At 37.9% G+C, this 19,665-nt stretch carries 18 protein-coding genes and 1 pseudogene; 16 read left to right on the forward strand and 3 right to left on the reverse strand.

Translation table 11 applies throughout. The features are described 5' to 3' along the window. Window positions 1-19 precede the first annotated feature (19 nt). Both HMPREF0848_RS01925 and HMPREF0848_RS01930 read right to left on the reverse strand, forming a co-directional pair. Window positions 20-859 carry a metal ABC transporter permease gene (locus HMPREF0848_RS01925; protein WP_037608790.1) on the reverse strand — a complete coding sequence of 280 codons (840 nt, stop codon included), beginning with the start codon at window positions 857-859 and terminating at the stop codon, window positions 20-22. After that, window positions 849-1,577, reverse strand: coding sequence for a metal ABC transporter ATP-binding protein (locus HMPREF0848_RS01930; RefSeq protein ID WP_008534261.1), 729 nt, complete (start codon window positions 1,575-1,577; stop codon window positions 849-851). The genes HMPREF0848_RS01925 and HMPREF0848_RS01930 overlap by 11 nt, the downstream gene beginning before the upstream one ends. Window positions 1,578-1,868: 291 nt before the next feature. Here HMPREF0848_RS01930 and HMPREF0848_RS01935 point away from each other — a divergent pair, with 291 nt between their 5' ends. The 6 genes and pseudogenes from HMPREF0848_RS01935 to HMPREF0848_RS01960 form a co-directional block, all read left to right on the forward strand. Next, window positions 1,869-2,342, forward strand: a complete 474-nt coding sequence (locus HMPREF0848_RS01935) for a membrane protein (RefSeq protein WP_037609110.1) — start codon at window positions 1,869-1,871, stop codon at window positions 2,340-2,342. Beyond that, on the forward strand, window positions 2,339-2,731 hold the full coding sequence (locus HMPREF0848_RS01940) for a DUF4430 domain-containing protein (protein WP_008534264.1): 393 nt from the start codon (window positions 2,339-2,341) through the stop codon (window positions 2,729-2,731). The genes HMPREF0848_RS01935 and HMPREF0848_RS01940 overlap by 4 nt, the downstream gene beginning before the upstream one ends. 176 nt (window positions 2,732-2,907) lie before the next feature. Beyond that, window positions 2,908-5,730 carry a phosphoenolpyruvate carboxylase gene (ppc, locus tag HMPREF0848_RS01945; protein ID WP_008534265.1) on the forward strand — a complete coding sequence of 941 codons (2,823 nt, stop codon included), beginning with the start codon at window positions 2,908-2,910 and terminating at the stop codon, window positions 5,728-5,730. Between the two features lie 76 nt (window positions 5,731-5,806). Beyond that, on the forward strand, window positions 5,807-6,841 hold the full coding sequence (gene holA / locus HMPREF0848_RS01950) for a DNA polymerase III subunit delta (protein WP_008534266.1): 1,035 nt from the start codon (window positions 5,807-5,809) through the stop codon (window positions 6,839-6,841). 94 nt (window positions 6,842-6,935) lie between these two features. After that, entirely contained in the window at window positions 6,936-7,541 is a 606-nt protein-coding gene (gene sodA / locus HMPREF0848_RS01955) for a superoxide dismutase SodA (protein ID WP_008534268.1), read from the forward strand. Window positions 7,542-7,640: 99 nt separating this feature from the next. Further along, window positions 7,641-9,053, forward strand: a pseudogene (locus HMPREF0848_RS01960) (serine hydrolase); the annotation flags it as partial. Window positions 9,054-9,089: 36 nt separating this feature from the next. Here the strand turns inward: HMPREF0848_RS01960 and HMPREF0848_RS10345 are convergent. Continuing rightward, window positions 9,090-9,740 (reverse strand): prepilin peptidase, encoded by a 651-nt coding sequence (locus tag HMPREF0848_RS10345; protein WP_008534270.1) that lies wholly within the window; start codon window positions 9,738-9,740, stop codon window positions 9,090-9,092. A 109-nt stretch (window positions 9,741-9,849) separates the two neighbouring features. Between HMPREF0848_RS10345 and HMPREF0848_RS01965 the strand changes: the two genes are divergently transcribed. The 10 genes from HMPREF0848_RS01965 (at window position 9,850) to ftsA (ending at window position 19,655) form a co-directional block, all read left to right on the forward strand. After that, window positions 9,850-10,371 (forward strand): Dps family protein, encoded by a 522-nt coding sequence (locus HMPREF0848_RS01965; protein ID WP_008534272.1) that lies wholly within the window; start codon window positions 9,850-9,852, stop codon window positions 10,369-10,371. An 87-nt stretch (window positions 10,372-10,458) separates the two neighbouring features. Continuing rightward, entirely contained in the window at window positions 10,459-10,896 is a 438-nt protein-coding gene (locus tag HMPREF0848_RS01970) for a Fur family transcriptional regulator (RefSeq protein ID WP_002887639.1), read from the forward strand. A 108-nt stretch (window positions 10,897-11,004) separates the two neighbouring features. Further along, the gene (locus tag HMPREF0848_RS01975) at window positions 11,005-11,229 is read left to right on the forward strand and encodes a YqgQ family protein (protein ID WP_008534273.1); all 225 of its coding nucleotides are present in this window, start codon (window positions 11,005-11,007) and stop codon (window positions 11,227-11,229) included. Beyond that, a complete protein-coding gene (locus HMPREF0848_RS01980; protein ID WP_008534274.1) occupies window positions 11,204-12,172 on the forward strand; it encodes an ROK family glucokinase in 969 nt (322 codons plus the stop codon). The genes HMPREF0848_RS01975 and HMPREF0848_RS01980 overlap by 26 nt, the downstream gene beginning before the upstream one ends. Window positions 12,173-12,313: 141 nt before the next feature. Continuing rightward, on the forward strand, window positions 12,314-14,164 hold the full coding sequence (typA, locus tag HMPREF0848_RS01985; RefSeq protein ID WP_002887637.1) for a translational GTPase TypA: 1,851 nt from the start codon (window positions 12,314-12,316) through the stop codon (window positions 14,162-14,164). 19 nt (window positions 14,165-14,183) lie between these two features. After that, window positions 14,184-14,453: a DUF3165 family protein gene (locus HMPREF0848_RS01990; protein WP_002887635.1), complete on the forward strand. Its 270-nt coding sequence runs from the start codon at window positions 14,184-14,186 to the stop codon at window positions 14,451-14,453. 129 nt (window positions 14,454-14,582) lie between these two features. Further along, entirely contained in the window at window positions 14,583-15,935 is a 1,353-nt protein-coding gene (gene murD, locus HMPREF0848_RS01995) for a UDP-N-acetylmuramoyl-L-alanine--D-glutamate ligase (RefSeq protein ID WP_008534275.1), read from the forward strand. 3 nt (window positions 15,936-15,938) lie between these two features. Continuing rightward, window positions 15,939-17,009 carry a UDP-N-acetylglucosamine--N-acetylmuramyl-(pentapeptide) pyrophosphoryl-undecaprenol N-acetylglucosamine transferase gene (locus HMPREF0848_RS02000; RefSeq protein ID WP_008534279.1) on the forward strand — a complete coding sequence of 357 codons (1,071 nt, stop codon included), beginning with the start codon at window positions 15,939-15,941 and terminating at the stop codon, window positions 17,007-17,009. A gap of 9 nt (window positions 17,010-17,018) precedes the next feature. Beyond that, window positions 17,019-18,146, forward strand: coding sequence for a cell division protein FtsQ/DivIB (locus tag HMPREF0848_RS02005; protein ID WP_008534280.1), 1,128 nt, complete (start codon window positions 17,019-17,021; stop codon window positions 18,144-18,146). A gap of 126 nt (window positions 18,147-18,272) precedes the next feature. Continuing rightward, a complete protein-coding gene (gene ftsA, locus HMPREF0848_RS02010) occupies window positions 18,273-19,655 on the forward strand; it encodes a cell division protein FtsA (RefSeq protein WP_002887627.1) in 1,383 nt (460 codons plus the stop codon). Window positions 19,656-19,665: the final 10 nt, after the last annotated feature.

Below are 19,665 nucleotides of genomic sequence, written 5' to 3' on the forward strand. Positions count from 1 at the left end.
ATATTTCCATCCTGTTATTTTATTGTTGATAAGTCTTATTCATGCCACTCTGTTTAGGGACGATGAAAAAGCTGATGAGAAAGAGAAGAGCAGATGTTAGTACAATACTTGAACCGGCCGCAATGTTAAAACTATAGCCGATAAAAAGACCTAGAACAGATGCTAGGGCCCCAAAACCTGATGAGAGGAGAATCATGGTTTTAAGGCTATTAGCATATAGATAGGCGGTGGCAGCCGGTGTGATTAAAAGAGCTACAATAAGAATAGTGCCAACACTTTGCATAGCAGTTACAGCAACCAAGGTTAGAATAACCATAAGTAAGTAATGGTAGAAAGTGACTTTAACTCCAATAGACTTAGCTAAGATTGGGTCAAAGGATGTCAGGAGTAGAGGGCGAAAGAAAATTGTTATAGTTGTTAGTACGAGAAGGGCAACGGCAATCGTTATCCACATATCCAAGTCTTGTACAGCCAGAATATTTCCAAAGAGAATATGAAAGAGATCTGTGGAACTATTTGCGATACCTATGAGAATAATACCAAGAGCTAGAAAGCTCGAAAAGGTAATACCGATTGCTGTGTCACTCTTAATAATGGAATTGCTTTTGATATAGGTAATTATAGTAGAAGCTAAAAGACCAAAGACGATAGCTCCTATGAAAAAATTAATACCTAAGATAAAGGAAATGGCTACTCCAGGTAAAACCGCATGTGAAATCGCATCACCCATAAGTGACATGCCTCTTAGAATAATAAAACAGCCAACAGCCCCCCCGACAATTCCAACAACTAAAGCCGTTATAAGGGCGTTCTGTAAGAAGTGGAAATTAAGCAAACCATCAATAAATTCAGAAAACATTTGAATCTCCTTTATAAAATAAACTGTTTCCGTAGGTTTTACGGAGATTAGCCTCATTAAAAACAAGATTAGTAGGCCCGCTAGCAATCAATTTACGATTGAGGAGAACGACTTGGTCAAAATAATGAGGGACCTTGCTCAAATCATGGTGAACAATGAGAATAAGCTTGCCTTGTTTCCTAAGTTCTCTCAAGGTGTTCATGATAATATCCTCACTAACGGAATCAATCCCAACGAAGGGCTCATCTAATAGGAGGATATCTGCCTCTTGTAGAAGACAACGAGCGATCAGAACACGTTGAAATTGGCCACCTGATAATTGGCTTATCTGGCGATGAGCCAGATCATTTAAACCGAGTAGAGCTAAAGCTTTTGTGACCTTAGACCAATCTCTTTTAGATAGACGTTTAAAGAACTTGGTTTTAGAATAGAGGCCTAGAGAGACGCACTCTCTGACAGTAATTGGAAAGTTAAAATCAATCTCCGCCTTTTGTGCAACATAGGAAAGATGATTCAATTGCTGACGAATAGGCTGTTTATTGAATAGGAATTGCCCAGAGTGAGGGATAATACCAATAAGTGCTTTAATTAGGGTTGATTTGCCAGCACCATTAGGTCCAATAATCCCAGTGATACTTGGTCCGTCTAGGTTTAAGGTGATATTATCTAGAGCTAATGTCTGTTGGTAAGACACATTAATATTTTCAATTTGAATCATTAGTTGCCTCCTGTTAATTAATATATCTTAAAATAAAAATTAAGTCAAGTGAATATAATAAATTAAGTATGGTTAACTAAATCATGTTAATTTAATGATCTTAGGGTAGTGAATGAGAGTACATTTTTATATCAACTATTCTAATCGGTCAGACTGTTTGATACTTTTGAGGAGGTAAAAAAGAACAGTATTTTCCACAATTTGTACTATCTCATTCTTTTTTTCAAGAAATCATTTAATTTTTATTTTCGAAAACTAGTCATCTTTCCATATTTCTGGCATAATAGAGGTATGGAATTTACAATTCAACGAATGACACGTATTGCCATTCTAACAGCACTGGCCATTGGATTACGGTCAGCTTTTATAGGGCTTCCCAATATTCAGCCTATAACAGCTATGTTTTTTGTCGCTGTCCTTTATTTAGGTTTGGTGGATGGTCTACTCATTATGGCTCTAACCATGGCTATCTCAGGCTTTCTATATGGCTTTGGTCCTTGGGTTTTTAATCAGATTTTGACTTTTGGAGTGTTAATGGCTCTTTGGAGTTTGATTGCACCTCGAGTATCATTAGTTTGGCAGATTGTTTTGGTAACCATTTTGTCCTTTCTCTATGGTGTTTTAATGGATTATGGTTATGGTCTTCTGTTCAAGAGTGGCTTGACCTTCGTTATCTCAGGCTTACTTTATGACACTTACCATGCAGTATCAACACTGTTATTCTATCCATTTATCCAGTCTATTTTTAGGAGGTTTGTAAAATGAAAAAAATATTGTCATATATTGTTCTTGCCCTTTCTCTTGTCACCTTAGTTGCATGTGGTAAAAGCGAAGCAGCTAAGCTCACAAGAACAAGTAGCCAGCAGTCTCAGAGTCAAGGCAAGGTAACCTTGATTTTGAAAACAGAAAAAGAAAGTAAGAAGAAAGCAGTAAATATCCAAAAAGGTGATACTGTTCTTGATGTCTTGGAAGAAGTTTATCCAGTCCAAGAAAATGATGGTTTTATTACTGAGATTGACGGTATTTCTCAAGATAAAGACAAGGGTATCTATTGGATGTTTGATGTCAATGGCAAGTTAGGTGAGAAAGCCGCTAATCAACTTAAAGTTGAAAACGGTGATGAAATCAAATTCTACCAAGAGAAATATAATTAAGATTCTGGGCTCTGTTTCAGAGTCTTTTTTTAATAAAGTTCGGAAATAGGAGCAAGATGTTTTTCAAAAAAGTCCGAAGATTCCCAAAGAACTGACGATTTACAGAAAAAATAGTTTACTTTTGTTTTAAAAGTGATATGATAAAAGGGTACTACATAAAGTAAGGAGAATACGGTTTGGCTTTTAACAAATTGGAAAGCAGTAACAACCAGGAAATCATCTCTGAAGAAGTTGGTATCTTGAAAGAATTGTTGGATGATGCAACAAGAGGCATGGCTGGAGAGCAAGGCCTCACAACTATCCGACATTTGGTTGAACTTTATGATGAAGGTGACTATGTGGCCCTTACACAAGCCATTTCAAAAATGACAAATGACGATATGGTCGTGGCATCACGCTATTTCTCTTTGTTGCCTCTTTTGATTAACATCTCTGAGGACGTTGACTTGGCTTATGAAGTTAACCACAAAAATAATATTGATGAAACCTACCTTGGTAAGTTGTCTGAGACTTTTGATGTTGTCGCTGAAAGTGACAATGCGCGTGACATTCTTGAACATGTTAATGTCGTGCCAGTATTGACAGCTCACCCAACTCAGGTTCAACGTAAAACAATGCTTGAATTGACTAACCATATTCACGAACTTCTCCGTAAGCATCGTGATGTGAAGGCTGGTCTTATTAACAAGGATAAATGGTATGCGGATTTGCGTCGTTATGTGGAAATCATGATGCAAACTGATATCATTCGTGAAAAGAAACTTAAGGTTAAAAACGAAATCACTAACGTTATGGAGTATTACAACTCCTCATTGATTAAGGCGATTACAAACCTATCGCACGAATTCAAACGTTTAGCTGTTGAAAAAGGAATCGAACTTGATAATCCAACACCTATTACAATGGGGATGTGGATTGGTGGTGACCGTGATGGGAACCCATTTGTAACAGCAGAAACCCTCAAACTTTCTGCAACGGTTCAAAGTGAAGTTATCCTCAATTATTATATTGAAAAAGTTGATAACCTTTACCGTTCGTTCTCACTCTCATCACGTTTGACTGAAGTTTCAGAAACAGTAGCAGAAATGGCGAAACATTCTCCAGATACATCAGTTTATCGTGAAAATGAACCTTATCGTCGTGCTTTCAGTTACATTCAATCTAAACTGATTCAAACGCTTCTTTTCTTCAAAGAAGGTAACTTTAACAAGGAAAGAGTTTCTAAACGTCTTTCTGAAAAGGTTAGCTTCGGTTCAGTCTCAACTGGTGAAGTTGTAGCTGATTACGTGCAACAACGTCTCAGCCAAAGTCTTCAAGCTGTCTCTCAACAAACGACTGAATTTTATGAAACAGCTGAAGCTTTCCATGATGACCTTTTGGCAATTAAAAATTCACTTCTTGAAAATGACGATGCTGTCTTGATTTCAGGTGATTTCGAAGAGCTTCTTCAAGCAGTGGAAGTCTTTGGTTTCTATCTGGCTACAATTGATATGCGTCAAGACTCAAGTGTTCATGAAACTTGTGTTGCTGAGTTGCTTAAGTCAGCAAACATTGTTGATAACTATAGTGAGTTGACTGAGGTTGAAAAAGTTGCCGTTCTTCTTAAGGAATTGCAAGAAGATCCTCGTACTTTGTCATCAACTAATGTGCCTAAGTCTGAAATCCTTGAAAAAGAATTGTCTATCTTCCGCACAGCTCGTCTTTTGAAAGACCATATTGGTGAAGATGTGATCAAACAACATATCATTTCTCATACTGAAAGTGTATCTGATATGTTTGAATTGGCTATCTTGCTTAAAGAAGTTGGTTTGGTTGATATAGAACGTGCACGTGTCCAAATCGTTCCTCTCTTTGAGACTATCGAAGACTTGGAAAATTCTAACGATATTATGAAACAATATCTTGGCTATGATATTGTTAAACGTTGGATTAAAAATAGTAACAATTACCAAGAAATCATGTTGGGTTACTCAGACTCTAACAAAGATGGTGGTTACTTGTCATCTGGTTGGACCCTCTACAAGGCTCAAAATGAATTGACTAAGATTGGGGAAGAGCGTGGTATTAAGATTACCTTCTTCCATGGTCGTGGTGGTACTGTTGGTCGTGGTGGTGGCCCATCATATGATGCCATTACTTCTCAACCATTTGGTACAATCAAAGACCGTATCCGCTTGACTGAACAAGGTGAGGTTATCGGTAATAAATATGGTAACAAGGATGCTGCTTACTACAATCTTGAAATGCTTGTTTCAGCTGCTCTTGACCGTATGGTGACACGTCAAATTGCCGATCCAGAAGAATTGGTTGATTTCCGTGAGGTTATGGACGGAATTGTTCACGATTCAAATGTTATTTATCGTGACCTTGTCTTTGGAAATGAACATTTCTACGATTACTTCTTTGAAGCTAGTCCTATTAAAGAAGTGTCAAGTTTGAATATTGGTTCTCGTCCAGCTGCTCGTAAGACTATCACTGAAATTTCTGGTCTTCGTGCCATCCCTTGGGTATTCTCATGGTCACAAAACCGTATCATGTTCCCAGGTTGGTATGGGGTTGGTTCAGCCTTCAATCATTATATTCAAGCTGAAGAAGGTAACCTTGAAAAACTTCAACATATGTTTGAAACATGGCCATTCTTCCGTTCACTCTTGTCGAATGTTGACATGGTACTTTCAAAATCAGATATGAATATTGCCTTCCACTATGCACAATTGGCGAAAGATGAAGAAGTCCGTAGTGTCTTCGATATTATCTTGGATGAATGGCAATTGACTAAGAATGTTATTCTTGCTATTGAAAAACATGATGGTTTCCTTGATGAAAGCCCATCACTTAAAGCAAGTCTAGACTTCCGCTTGCCATACTTCAACGTTTTGAACTACATCCAAATTGAATTGATTAAACGTCTTCGTAACAATGATTTGACTGATGACGAAATTAGTCTTATCCATATTTCTATTAATGGTATTGCAACAGGACTTCGTAACTCAGGTTAATCAAACAGACAGACTTTTGCTCATCACTATTGTGGTGGGCTTTTTGTTATGGCAAAATTTCTGTTATAATAAAACCATGATTGCTATGGAAACCATTGAAAAGCTGTCTAAAGAATCCCTACCAATGTTAACAGTCTTAGCTGGTGAAGATTTGGGGCAGTATAGTCAAGCTAAAGAAACATTTTTAAAACAAATCGGTTTTGATCCCAGTGACTTGACCTATTCCTATTTTGATATGTCTGAGACGACCTATCAGGAGGCTGAACTGGATTTAGAAAGTATGCCTTTTTTTGTGGATGAGAAGGTGGTCATTTTTGATCATTTCGCAGATATGACCACAGCGAAAAAATCCTATCTGGATGATAAGGAGCTAAAACGGCTTGAAAGTTACCTTCAGTCGCCTGTGGAAACGACTCGACTTGTTTTAATGGCATCGGGAAAACTTGATGGTAAGCGTCGCTTAGTAAAACTATTAAAGCGTGATGCCTTGGTACTTGAAACCAGTCCTCTAAAGGATGCGGAACTTAAAACGTATTTTCAAAAAAAAGCGCATCAAGAGGGACTTATTTTTGATACAGGTGTTTTTGAGGAGCTCTTAATCAAGTCAAATTTTGACTTTTCAGATGTTCAAAAAAACATGGCCTTTTTAAAGGGCTACAAAGCGGAAGGAAATATCTCATCCAAGGATATTGCCGAAGCAATCCCAAAGAGCTTGCAGGATAATATCTTTGACATGACCCAACTCCTTTTACGAGGTGACATTAATGGGGTACGTGAACTGGTTCATGATTTGCGCCTCCAGGGAGAGGATGATATTAAGTTAATAGCGGTTATGTTGGGACAATTTCGTACCTATTTACAAGTGAAACTCCTATCTGCTCAAGGTAAAAGTGAACAGCAAATTGTCGTAAGCCTTTCGGATTATCTAGGACGTAAAGTTAATCCATATCAGATTCGCTATGCTCTTAGAGACAGTCGTCCATTATCTATAGAATTTTTGAAGACGAGTATCAAGAGTTTGATTGAGACTGATTATCAGATTAAAAATGGTACTTACGATAAAGAGTATTTGTTTGATTTAGCACTTCTGAAGATAGGCTCACATCGTTAATATTTGAGATTTTTCGTGATTTAGTAAGCAAATTTTTTGAAAGCTCTATCATTTTAGGGTAAAATGAAGAAAAAATGAAATGAGGACCCTTAATATGGCTATTATCCTTCCAGACCTTCCTTACGCTTATGATGCATTGGAACCATACATTGATGCTGAAACAATGACCCTTCACCACGACAAACACCACGCAACTTATGTAGCAAACGCTAATGCTGCGCTTGAAAAACACCCTGAAATTGGTGAAGACCTTGAAGCGCTTTTGGCTGATGTCGAAAAAATTCCAGCAGATATCCGTCAAGCACTTATTAACAATGGTGGTGGACATCTTAATCACGCACTTTTCTGGGAACTTTTATCACCAGAAAAACAAGAACCAACTGCAGAAGTAGCAGCTGCTATTAACGAAGCTTTTGGTTCATTTGAAGCTTTCCAAGAAGCTTTTACTGCAGCAGCAACAACTCGTTTTGGTTCAGGTTGGGCATGGCTTGTGGTTAACGCAGAAGGTAAACTTGAAGTTGTTTCAACTGCCAACCAAGATACACCAATCTCAGACGGTAAAAAACCAATCTTAGCACTTGACGTTTGGGAACACGCTTACTACCTAAACTACCGTAACGTACGTCCAAACTACATCAAAGCCTTCTTTGAAATCATCAATTGGAATAAAGTTGCTGAGCTTTACGCAGCAGCTAAATAAGCCTAGAATCATCCTCGTTCTTGAGGGTGATTTTTTTGTAATAGGGCTGTAAAATCTCCTTGCTTTTTAGGGCATTATAGCTTAAACTATTATTGTTATGAAAAAAAGAAAAAACATTCAAGCAAAAAGTATAGTGGAAGTCGCCGAAAAACTAAAGACAAGAAGGAAGATTCGCTAGAACAAGACCTTCAAAACGATATCAAAAAAGACGGCAAAAATGATATCAAGGATGATAAGAAGGATGTCAAAAAAGACGCCAAAAAGTCCAAGAAGAAAGAAACGAAAAAAGAACATAAAAAGTCTTCTAAAAAATCTGTAGATAAGAAGCCTGCTAAGGAAACAGTCGTATCAGATGAACAAAAGGAAAAGGAACCAAAAACTGAACCTTTAGCATTAAGGAGCAAGCGTTCTAAGAAATCTAGATCTAAGTCAAAATCCAAGTCATCTCGAGATGATAAAAAAGCTTACCTTATTTTGGCTTTCCTAGGTGCTTTGGTGGTTCTTTTGTTTATTGCTATGCTTGCTCTAGCAGGGCGCGGTAAGCAAGCTGGTCACTCAGGTAACTTTGGAAATATTTTTGGATCCAGTTCAAAAGTGGCTAAAAAAGATGAGAAGGAAAAAGAGGAAAAGGTCACACCAACCAACAAGTCAGCTGAAGCTAAACAAGCTGTTATGGATGCTGATGCTAACACGATGGCAGCCAATGGTTTGACTTATGACTATGCCAATATGACTTTGAACCAAGTGGTCGAAGCTTATCTGGCTGATCAAGGTATTGATGCTAGCCAAATTGCTTTCTCATACAAGAATACCAAAACTAATGAGCATTATTCCATGAATGATACTCAACCAATGACTGCAGGCTCTACCTACAAATTGCCATTAAACATGCTTGTCATGGATGAGGTCAATAAAGGTAAACTTTCTTTAACGGAACGTTTTGATATTACGAACACTGAGTATGAGTATCAAGGTGAGCATGATAATTATGTTGCTGCCTTTGGTGGTTCAATGACCATTCCAGAAATGCAAGAATATTCTCTTGTATACTCTGAAAATACTCCAGCTTATGCTTTGGCAGAACGCCTAGGTGGTATAGAGAAATTCTATGGTATGCTTGATAAATATGGTAAGTCAAAAGGTGATGTTAAGACTATCCAAATGCATGGTAATAAGACAACAACAGATTATTACATTCAAGTTTTGGATTACCTTTGGAAACATCAGGACAACTACAAGGATATTCTCCATTACATTGGTGAATCATTCCCTAATGAGTACTATAAGACCTACCTTCCTGATTTAACGATTTATCAAAAACCAGGTTATGTCCGTGAAGCACTAAACGTTGATGCTATTGTTATGGAAGACACACCTTACATGGTAGCAATCTATACACGTTACCTCGGTGGTTCGACTGAAGACTCATCGGAAATTAGTGGTTGGGGTCTTCAACAACTGGGTATGCTCTGTTATGTGATTAACGAGTGGCACCGTGTTAATATGAATTAATAAATCAAAAAGCCGAAATCATCGGCTTTTTTTGCTTTATTTGATGAAAGTGAGAAATAAAATACTTACAAACAGAAAAGGTACAAATGCGATTTTTTGCTTGAGGTCTTTACTGACTAGGAAATAAATAAGTCCCAAAAGACAAGCTATTTCGATAGCCAGTAGTATTTGAGAAAATGGGAAAATGAGTGAGGCGCTTGCCAAGTAGAGAAAATCACCTTCTCCGATATTTAGGTGTTTGAGATAAGCTAGGATAGCAAGTGAGAGTCCTAAAGTAAAGGTTAGGTAAAAGTTTCCCAAAAAAATGAGAGGCGTAGTTCCAAGTAGCCAAATAACAAGTGGGTAAGATTGATGTTTTAAATCAAAGAGTGTTAGACAGAGACTGAAAATAATAAAGTAGGCTTCAGCGAAATCTAGAAAGTGGTGTAAAAAGAGTAAACAGACTACTCCGCAGAACAGTTCAATAAAGAGATAACGATAAGGAATAGGTTTTTGACAAAAACGACACCTAGATTTTAGAATAAGTTGTGAGAAGACAGGTACCATCTCAAAAAATCGCAATGAGTGCTTACAAAAGCTGCAGTGGCTGCTAGGAGTCACTATGGATTCTTCGGGGAAACGGTCACAAACCAAGCCAATAAATGAGCCTAAGGAAGCTCCTAGAAAAAAATAAATGATACTTAACATACCTATGTATTCGAAAAAGAGTCAAAAAAATCATTATATTTGACTCTTATTTAGAAATGTTCTAAAATAAAGATGTAAACAATAGTAATTCTAAATAAGGAGAAAAAATATGGTACATACAATTAAAGAAACTATCACTGAAACAGTTAATGATCATGTTACAGCATCAACAAACACTAAAACTAAAGCAGTCTTGAATCAAGCAGTTGCTGATTTGTCTGTGGCAGCTTCAATTGTCCACCAAGTACACTGGTATATGCGTGGTTCTGGTTTCCTTTATCTTCATCCAAAAATGGATGAATTAATGGATAGCTTGAACGGTCATCTTGATGTTATTAGCGAACGTTTGATTACTATTGGTGGGGAACCATTTTCAACACTCGTTGAGTTTTCATCTAATTCAGGATTGACGGAAACTACAGGTACTTTTGATAAATCAATGACTGATCAAATCAAATTGTTGGTTGATACATATAAATACTTGTCAGTTTTGTTCCAAGTTGGTTTGGATATTACAGATGAAGAAGGAGATGCTCCTTCAAATGATATCTTTACAGCAGCTAAGTCAGAAATTGATAAAACAGTCTGGATGTTGACTGCTGAACTTGGTAAAGAACCTGGCTTGAAATAAGCATTTTTCTGAGTTAAGATGATTGTCAAGAGTTCCTTTAAAAGTGTATAATATTAACAAATACTTTTAGAAGAAGGAATGGACGATATGTCTCAACATCGACGTAGTTTAAGCGTTTATGAAGATGTCTTGAATCAGTTAAAGGCGAAGGGAATTCGATTGACGGAGTCTCGCAAAGCTGTTATCCGTTATTTGATGATGTCTGATCAGCACCCTAGTGCAGATGTGATATATTATGATCTCCTCCCTGACAACCCAGGTATGAGTCTTGCGACTGTTTATAACAATCTAAAGGTTTTGGTTGAAGAGGGAATCGTCTCAGAAATTAAAGTAAACAATGATAATACGACCTACTATGATTTTATGGGACATGATCATTTGAATATTGTTTGTGAAAAATGTGGTCATATCACTGACTTAGACTTGCCAATTCCTTCTTTCAAGGAAGAAGTTGAATCGCAGACAGGATTCCGTATCACTCGAGAACAGATGATTTTCCATGGCATTTGCCCGAATTGCCAATAGATTAAAACCTGAGTCTTATCGGCTTGGGTTTTAAATTTTGCATTGATAATTTGTAAAGGTTTTCAATAGTCTCTTGTCATGACTGAAGCTTTTTGCTAAAATATTGCTATGAGAACTTTATATGATGTTCAACAGTTGTTGAAGCAATTTGGCATAATAGTTTATCTAGGTAAAAGACTTTATGATATTGAGATGATGAAAATTGAGTTAGAGGCTCTTTACCAGAATGGCTTAATTGATAAAGACAATTATCTATCTGCTGAAATGATTTTACGACATGAGCATCGCATTGAAATGGAGAAAGAAAATGAGCAAAAAACTCTTGGGTATTGACCTTGGTGGAACAACTGTCAAATTTGGTATTTTGACTGCAGAAGGTAGCGTTCAGGAAAAATGGGCGATTGAAACAAATACGCTTGAAGATGGACGTCACATCGTTCCAAATATTATTGAGTCCTTGAAACACCGTTTGGCAATGTACGGACTCACTGCAGATGACTTTATTGGAATTGGTATGGGATCTCCGGGTGCTGTTGACCGTAAAAATAAGACGGTAACAGGTGCCTTCAACCTAAACTGGGCAGACACTCAAGAAGTTGGATCTGTCATTGAAAAAGAATTGGGTATTCCATTCGCTATTGATAATGATGCAAATGTGGCTGCTTTAGGTGAACGTTGGGTTGGTGCTGGTGCCAACAATCCAGATGTTGTTTTTGTAACACTTGGAACAGGTGTAGGTGGCGGTGTCATCGCTGACGGTAATTTGATTCACGGTGTTGCTGGTGCTGGTGGTGAGATTGGTCATATTATCGTTGAACCTGAAACAGGTTTTGAATGTACATGTGGAAATAATGGCTGTTTGGAAACTGTAGCTTCAGCAACTGGTGTGGTTCGTTTGGCACGTCATATGGCCGAGGAGTATGAAGGTGATTCACCCATTAAGGCTGCTGTAGATAACGGTGAACAAGTAACAAGTAAAGATATCTTTATGGCTGCAGCTGAAGGAGATAAGTTCGCCGATAGTATTGTTGACAAAGTGTCAGAATACCTTGGCCTTGCCACAGCAAATATTTCAAACATCCTTAACCCTGATTCTGTAGTTATCGGTGGTGGTGTTTCAGCTGCTGGAGAATTCTTACGTAGTAGAGTAGAAAGTTATTTTGTACGTTATGCTTTCCCACAAGTACGTCGTACAACAAAAGTGAAATTGGCTGAGCTTGGTAATGATGCTGGTATCATTGGAGCTGCCAGTCTAGCTCTTACAATTCAAAAATAATGCGAAAAGGTGTATCTGACCAACTGGGGTCCTATTACACCTTTTTCTTATTGAAAAACGTTTACAATTGGTCTGGGTTCTGCTATTTTCTTAAAATTGTGGTATACTTGAAAAGTTGAAATAAAAATTAAAGAGGAAAAAATGACTAAATATAGAGAAGACATCCGTAACGTTGCCATTATTGCGCACGTTGACCACGGGAAAACAACACTTGTAGATGAATTGTTGAAACAATCGCATACCCTTGATGAACGTAAGGAACTTGATGAGCGTGCAATGGACTCTAACGATCTTGAAAAAGAACGTGGTATTACTATCCTTGCTAAAAATACAGCTGTTGCTTACAAAGGTACTCGTATCAATATCATGGACACACCAGGGCACGCAGACTTTGGTGGAGAAGTTGAACGTATCATGAAAATGGTTGATGGGGTTGTCCTTGTTGTTGATGCCTACGAAGGAACTATGCCTCAAACACGTTTTGTGTTGAAAAAAGCGCTTGAGCAAAATTTGACACCTATTGTTGTTGTTAACAAGATTGATAAACCATCAGCTCGCCCTGAAGAAGTTGTTGATGAAGTCCTAGAACTCTTCATCGAACTTGGCGCCGATGATGATCAGTTGGAATTCCCAGTTGTATATGCATCAGCGATTAATGGTACATCATCATTGTCAGATAATCCTGCTGATCAAGAGCACACTATGGCTCCAATCTTTGACACGATTATTGATCACATCCCAGCTCCTGTAGATAACTCAGATGAGCCACTTCAATTTCAAGTGTCACTTCTTGACTACAACGACTTTGTTGGACGTATTGGTATTGGACGTGTCTTCCGTGGAACTGTAAAAGTTGGTGACCAAGTTACTCTTTCAAAACTTGACGGAACAACTAAAAACTTCCGTGTTACGAAACTTTTTGGTTTCTTTGGTTTGGAGCGTCGTGAAATTGATGAAGCTAAAGCTGGTGACTTGATTGCCATCTCAGGTATGGAAGATATCTTCGTTGGTGAAACAATCACACCAACAGATGCTGTTGAACCATTGCCAGTACTTCGTATTGATGAACCAACTCTTCAAATGACTTTCTTGGCCAACAACTCACCATTTGCCGGTCGTGAAGGTAAACACGTAACATCACGTAAGGTTGAAGAACGTCTTTTGGCAGAATTGCAAACGGACGTTTCTCTTCGTGTAGATCCGACTGATTCACCTGATAAATGGACGGTTTCAGGTCGTGGTGAATTGCACTTGTCAATTCTTATTGAAACAATGCGTCGTGAAGGATATGAACTTCAAGTATCTCGTCCAGAGGTAATCATTAAAGAAATTGATGGTGTAAAATGCGAACCATTTGAACGTGTTCAAATTGATACTCCTGAAGAGTACCAAGGTTCTATTATTCAAGCCCTTTCGGAACGTAAAGGTGATATGCTTGATATGCAAATGGTTGGTAATGGTCAAACACGTATTATTTTCCTTGTACCAGCACGTGGTCTTATCGGATTCTCTACTGAATTCTTGTCTATGACACGTGGTTACGGTATCATGAACCATACCTTTGACCAATACATGCCAGTTGTAGCGGGAGAAATCGGTGGACGTCACCGTGGTGCCCTTGTTTCTATTGATACAGGTAAGGCGACAACTTATTCAATTATGCGTATTGAAGAACGTGGTACAATCTTTGTTAACCCAGGTACAGAAGTATATGAAGGTATGATTGTCGGTGAAAATGCTCGTGAAAATGACCTTGGTGTTAATATCACTACAGCAAAACAAATGACAAATGTTCGTTCAGCTACGAAGGACCAAACAGCCGTAATCAAGACTCCACGTATCTTGACACTTGAAGAATCACTTGAATTCTTGGATGATGATGAGTACATGGAAGTAACACCTGAATCTATCCGCTTGCGTAAACAAATTTTGAATAAAGCAGAGCGTGATAAAGCTAACAAACGTAAGAAGAAAGCAGCAGAAGCTGAATAATTTATAGGGAGGAGAAGGAATGTTTTATCTGATTGTTGCTATATTGATTTCGTCATTTTATTTCTTTATTGCACCCAAGTCGGTAAAAAACACCATGAATCTCCTCTTTGTCATGGTTACCTCAGCATTGCTATTACTTTTAGCAGTGTTATCAATCATTAAATTTTTTAGTTTACCTGGTGAGTTTTTTGTCACGGTGGGAATGCTTGTATTGAGTTATTTTACCTTAAAAGATTTCTTTTCCATGTCAGAGCTAAATCATGAAAAAACTGAACAAAAAGAAAATTGAGTACCATGAACCTTAAAAAGTCAATCATTCAGGTTGGCTTTTTTCTGTACTTAGAAGAGGTAACTTCTTGAAATAGGTTGGGATAAAAGGTAAAATGGTTATGATACAATTTGAGAGAATGGACGAATTATGAAATCAATAACACAATTTGAAAATAAAAAAGTTTTGGTCCTTGGCTTGGCAAAATCTGGTGAAGCAGCGGCTCGCCTCTTGGCTAAGTTAGGAGCTATCGTCACTGTTAATGACGGAAAACCATTTGAGGAAAACCCTTCGGCTCAGGCTCTTCTTGAAGAAGGAATTAAGGTTGTTTGTGGTGGACATCCTCTTGAGCTTTTGGATGAAAATTTTGAACTAATGGTCAAGAACCCTGGGATTCGCTACGACAATCCGATGGTAGCCCGTGCGCTTGAAAAAGGAATTCCAGTCTGGACTGAAGTTGAATTGGCTTACCTAGTGTCAGAGGCACCGATTATTGGTATAACTGGCTCAAACGGTAAGACGACAACGACAACTATGATTGCTGATGTCCTAAATCATGGTGGTAAGTCTGGCGTCTTGTCAGGAAATATCGGCTTCCCTGCATCAGAAGTTGCCCAATCAGTGACCGCTCAAGACACCTTAGTTATGGAATTGTCTTCTTTCCAATTGATGGGAATTGACAGTTTCCATCCCCACATTGCGGTTATTACCAATTTGATGCCAACACATATTGATTATCACGGTAGTTTTGAAGCATATGTGGCAGCCAAATGGAATATTCAAAATCGAATGACATCAGATGATTTCATTATTTTGAACTTTAACCAAGATCTTGCTAAAGAGTTGGCTACTAAGACGAAAGCACAAGTCGTTCCATTCTCAACTGTGGAAAAAGTAGATGGAGCCTATCTTGAAAACGGAGGTCTCTACTATAAAGGTGAGTTGATTATGAAAGCCGATGAGATTGGCGTTCCTGGTAGTCACAATGTGGAAAATGCCTTAGCTACAATTGCGGTTTCTAAGCTGTCAGGTATTTCAAACCAGGCAATCAAAGAAACTTTAGCAAGTTTTGGAGGGGTTAAGCATCGCCTTCAATTCGTTGATACCATTAACGACGTGAAATTCTATAATGATAGTAAGTCAACAAACATTTTGGCGACCCAAAAAGCACTCTCTGGATTTGATAATAGTAAAGTCATTTTGATTGCTGGCGGTTTAGATCGTGGTAATGAATTTGATGAACTCGTTCCTGATATTACAGGAGTCAAGAAAATGATTATTTTGGGAGAATCCGCTCCTCGTGTCAAACGTGCCGCTGAGAAAGCAGGTGTATCTTATCTTGATGCTAAAGATGTAGCTGATGCAACACGTATTGCTTTTGATCAAGCCAGTGCAGGAGATGTTGTTTTATTGAGTCCTGCTAACGCCAGCTGGGATATGTACAAGAATTTTGAAGTGCGTGGTGATGAATTTATCGCAACGGTTGAGCAATTGAAGGGATAAGCTATGGCAAAATCGAAAAAGATTGTTTTTACCGGTGGTGGAACAGTTGGACATGTGACCCTAAATCTTATCTTAATTCCAAAGTTCATAAAAGATGGATGGGAGGTTCACTATATTGGTGATAAGCATGGCATCGAACATGAACAAATCTCTAAATCTGGTTTAGATGTTACCTTCCACAGCATTGCTACAGGGAAGTTACGTCGATATTTTTCATGGCAAAACATGCTTGACGTTTTTAAAGTTGGTTGGGGAATCCTTCAATCTATTGCGATTATTGCAAAGATTCGGCCACAAGCACTTTTTTCTAAGGGTGGATTTGTCTCTGTACCGCCAGTGATTGCTTCTAAATTATTAGGAGTCCCTGTTTATGTGCATGAGTCTGACCTTTCTATGGGGTTAGCCAATAAAATTGCCTACAAGTTTGCGACTACGATGTTTACGACTTTTGAGCAACCAAAAGCTTTGACAAAGACAAAACATGTTGGCGCTATTACAAAGGTTGGTGTGGCACAAACAGGCCAAAAAGATATCCTCGATAATATTAAGAAACAGTTTGATGCCAATTTGAAAACCGTTCTTTTTATCGGTGGATCAGCTGGTGCAAAGGTTTTTAATGATTTTATTAGCAATACTCCACAACTGACTGAACACTACAATGTCATTAATATTTCTGGTGATTCTTCATTAAATACCTTACAACCTCATCTCTACCGAATTGATTATGTAACAGATTTGTACCAACCTCTTATGGATTTGGCTGATTTAGTAGTAACTCGGGGTGGTTCAAATACCATTTTTGAATTATTGGCGATGAAAAAACTGCATGTAATCATTCCTTTGGGGAAAGAAGCTAGCCGTGGAGATCAACTTGAAAATGCTGCTTATTTTGAACGAAAAGGTTATGCCCGCCAATTACAGGAACCTGATTTAAGTTGGGCAACTTTGAATGATGAGCTAGAACAACTTGTTGAAAATGCAAAGACTTACAAAGAAGCTATGGCAAAATCTGAGGAAATCACATCTCCTGATGATTTTTACCACCTATTAGTAACTAGTATTTCAAATAAATAAAGGAATTTCATGGCAAAAAAGGAACAAAATTCACAAGAAAAACAAGTTCTGACGGAGTGGCAGAAGCGAAACTTGGAATTTTTAAGAAAAAAAGAGAGCGAAGATTCTGAAGGTATAGAGAAAGAGAATACTCCAATCGAAAACAAGGTACCGGAAAAGAAGAAGGTTAAAAAGAAAAAAAAGGCCAAGAAGAAAAAAAAGAATAAGTTGAAATCAAGCAGTAACATTCCTATTGCACAACAAAATCTTGCTGGTCTCATTGTCTTCTCAGCTGCTATTTTAATTGTGTTTTCACTCTTCTATATCTCGCCTTGGTCTAAGCAAAAGATTATCACTGTCTCAGGAACAAAAAATGCTTTGCCAGAAGATGTGAAAGTGGCAAGTGGTATTCTTGATACAGATTATATTAGTTATGTCTTTTTAAATCAGAACAAAGTTGCGAGAACTGTTGAAAAAACAAATGTCTGGGTTAAAAAAGCGAATGTGACCTATGACTTTCCAAATCAATTTAACATTGCAGTAAAAGAATACCCAATAGTGGCTTATCGTCAAACTGGCAATGGTTACATGTCAATTCTCGAGAGTGGTAAAACTGGTGGAACGGTTTCAACAGGGAATCTTCCAGACAAATTTATTACTTTAAAAATAGATGATGACAAGAAAATTGAAGAACTTGTAAAAGAGCTAAATCAACTGGATGCTAAAATCAAAAATAACATTCAGATTATTAATTTAACGCCTACCAAGGCAACTTCAGATTTGTTGACTATTGAGTTGTATGATGGCAATACCATCCGTGTCCCACTATCTCAATTAACAACCAAGTTACCATATTACCAAAAAATTAAAAAACATCTTTCAGATGGGACTATTGTTGATATGGAAGTTGGTATTTATACGACGACTCCGGAAGTTGAAGCATCAAAATCTGAAAAATCCGATAAGGATAAAAAGAAAGATAAAGACAAGACTGATAGTAAAAAAACCAGTGCTACTTCTGAAGAAGGGCAAGAGTCAGAATCGTCTGTACAAAGTTCTGGAGAGGATACTAATACCGAAAGTTCAAGTGACCAAGGAGAAAGTATTCCTGCAGTAGGGCAAGAAAACTCACATCAAACTTCCCTAACTCAGGGTTAATATTGAATAATAAAAAACGTAAAATGCTGACATTTTACGTTTTTTTATGGTACAATAGTATCCGAATAATTCTGTTTTTATACAGTTTACAAAGATATTGAATGGAAAGATTGAGAGGTCGAGTGAATGGCTAGAGATGGCTTTTTTACAGGATTAGATATAGGAACTAGCTCGATTAAGGTTCTTGTTGCTGAATTTATTGATGGATCAATGAATGTCATCGGAGTAAGTAATGTTAAGAGTTCTGGTGTGAAAGATGGTATCATTGTTGACATTGACGCTGCAGCGAAATCCATCAAAACAGCTATTGAACAAGCAGAAGAAAAAGCTGGTATTGTTATTGAGCAAGTTAATGTTGGGCTTCCAGCTAATCTTCTTCAAATTGAGCCTACCCAAGGGATGATTCCTGTAACAAGTGAATCAAAAGAAATCAAAGATGAAGATGTTGAAAGTGTTGTTCGCTCAGCCTTGACTAAGAGCATTACACCTGAGCGTGAGGTTATTTCGCTAGTTCCTGAAGAGTTTATCGTTGATGGCTTCCAAGGAATTCGTGATCCTCGTGGAATGATGGGAATTCGTCTTGAAATGAGGGGTCTCATTTATACAGGACCAACAACAATCCTTCACAATCTTCGTAAGACGGTTGAACGTGCAGGTATTAAGGTTGAGAATATTATTATCTCACCTCTTGCGATGACACGTGCGGTCTTAAATGAAGGTGAACGTGAGTTTGGTGCTACAGTCATTGATTTGGGTGGCGGTCAAACTACTGTTGCAAGTATGCGTGCGCAAGAACTTCAGTTTACCAATATTTATTCTGAAGGTGGCGAATACATCACAAAGGATATTTCAAAGGTTTTGAAGACTTCTATGCAGATTGCAGAAGCGCTTAAGTTTAATTTTGGTAATGCTGATATTGACGAAGCAAGTGAATCTGAAACTGTTCAAGTTGAAGTTGTAGGCGAAAATTCACCTGTTGAAATCACTGAAAAATACCTTGCTGAAATTATCTCAGCTCGTGTGAAACATATCTTGGACAGAGTGAAACAAGATTTGACTCGTGGTCGTCTACTTGATTTACCTGGTGGTATCGTCCTTGTAGGTGGTACAGCTATTATGCCTGGTGTAGTTGAAGTTGCTCAAGAGCTTTTTGAGACAAATGTCAAACTTTACGTACCAAATCAAGTAGGCATTCGTAATCCGATGTTTGCAAATGTGATTAGTCTTGTTGAGTATGTTGGCCTTCTTACAGAAGTTGATATTATTGCTCAACGAGCAGTATCTGGTGAAGAGTATCTCCGTCGTAAACCTATCGACAATGAGGCTCCCGCATTGAGTTTTGACAGAACTCCAGCACCATCACCAGCGCCACGAGTGGCTCCACAACCTAACCCTATTCCAGTTGAGAATACAATCGAAGTGCCTTTGCCAGTTGAAGAAGGAAATCATGAACCAAAACAAAAACTTGGAGATCGTGTTCGTGGTATCTTTGGTAGTATGTTCGATTAATTTAATCTAG

Origin of the sequence: Streptococcus sp. C150 (assembly GCF_000187445.1) — a bacterium.
Classification (GTDB): Bacteria; Bacillota; Bacilli; order Lactobacillales; family Streptococcaceae; genus Streptococcus; species Streptococcus raffinosi.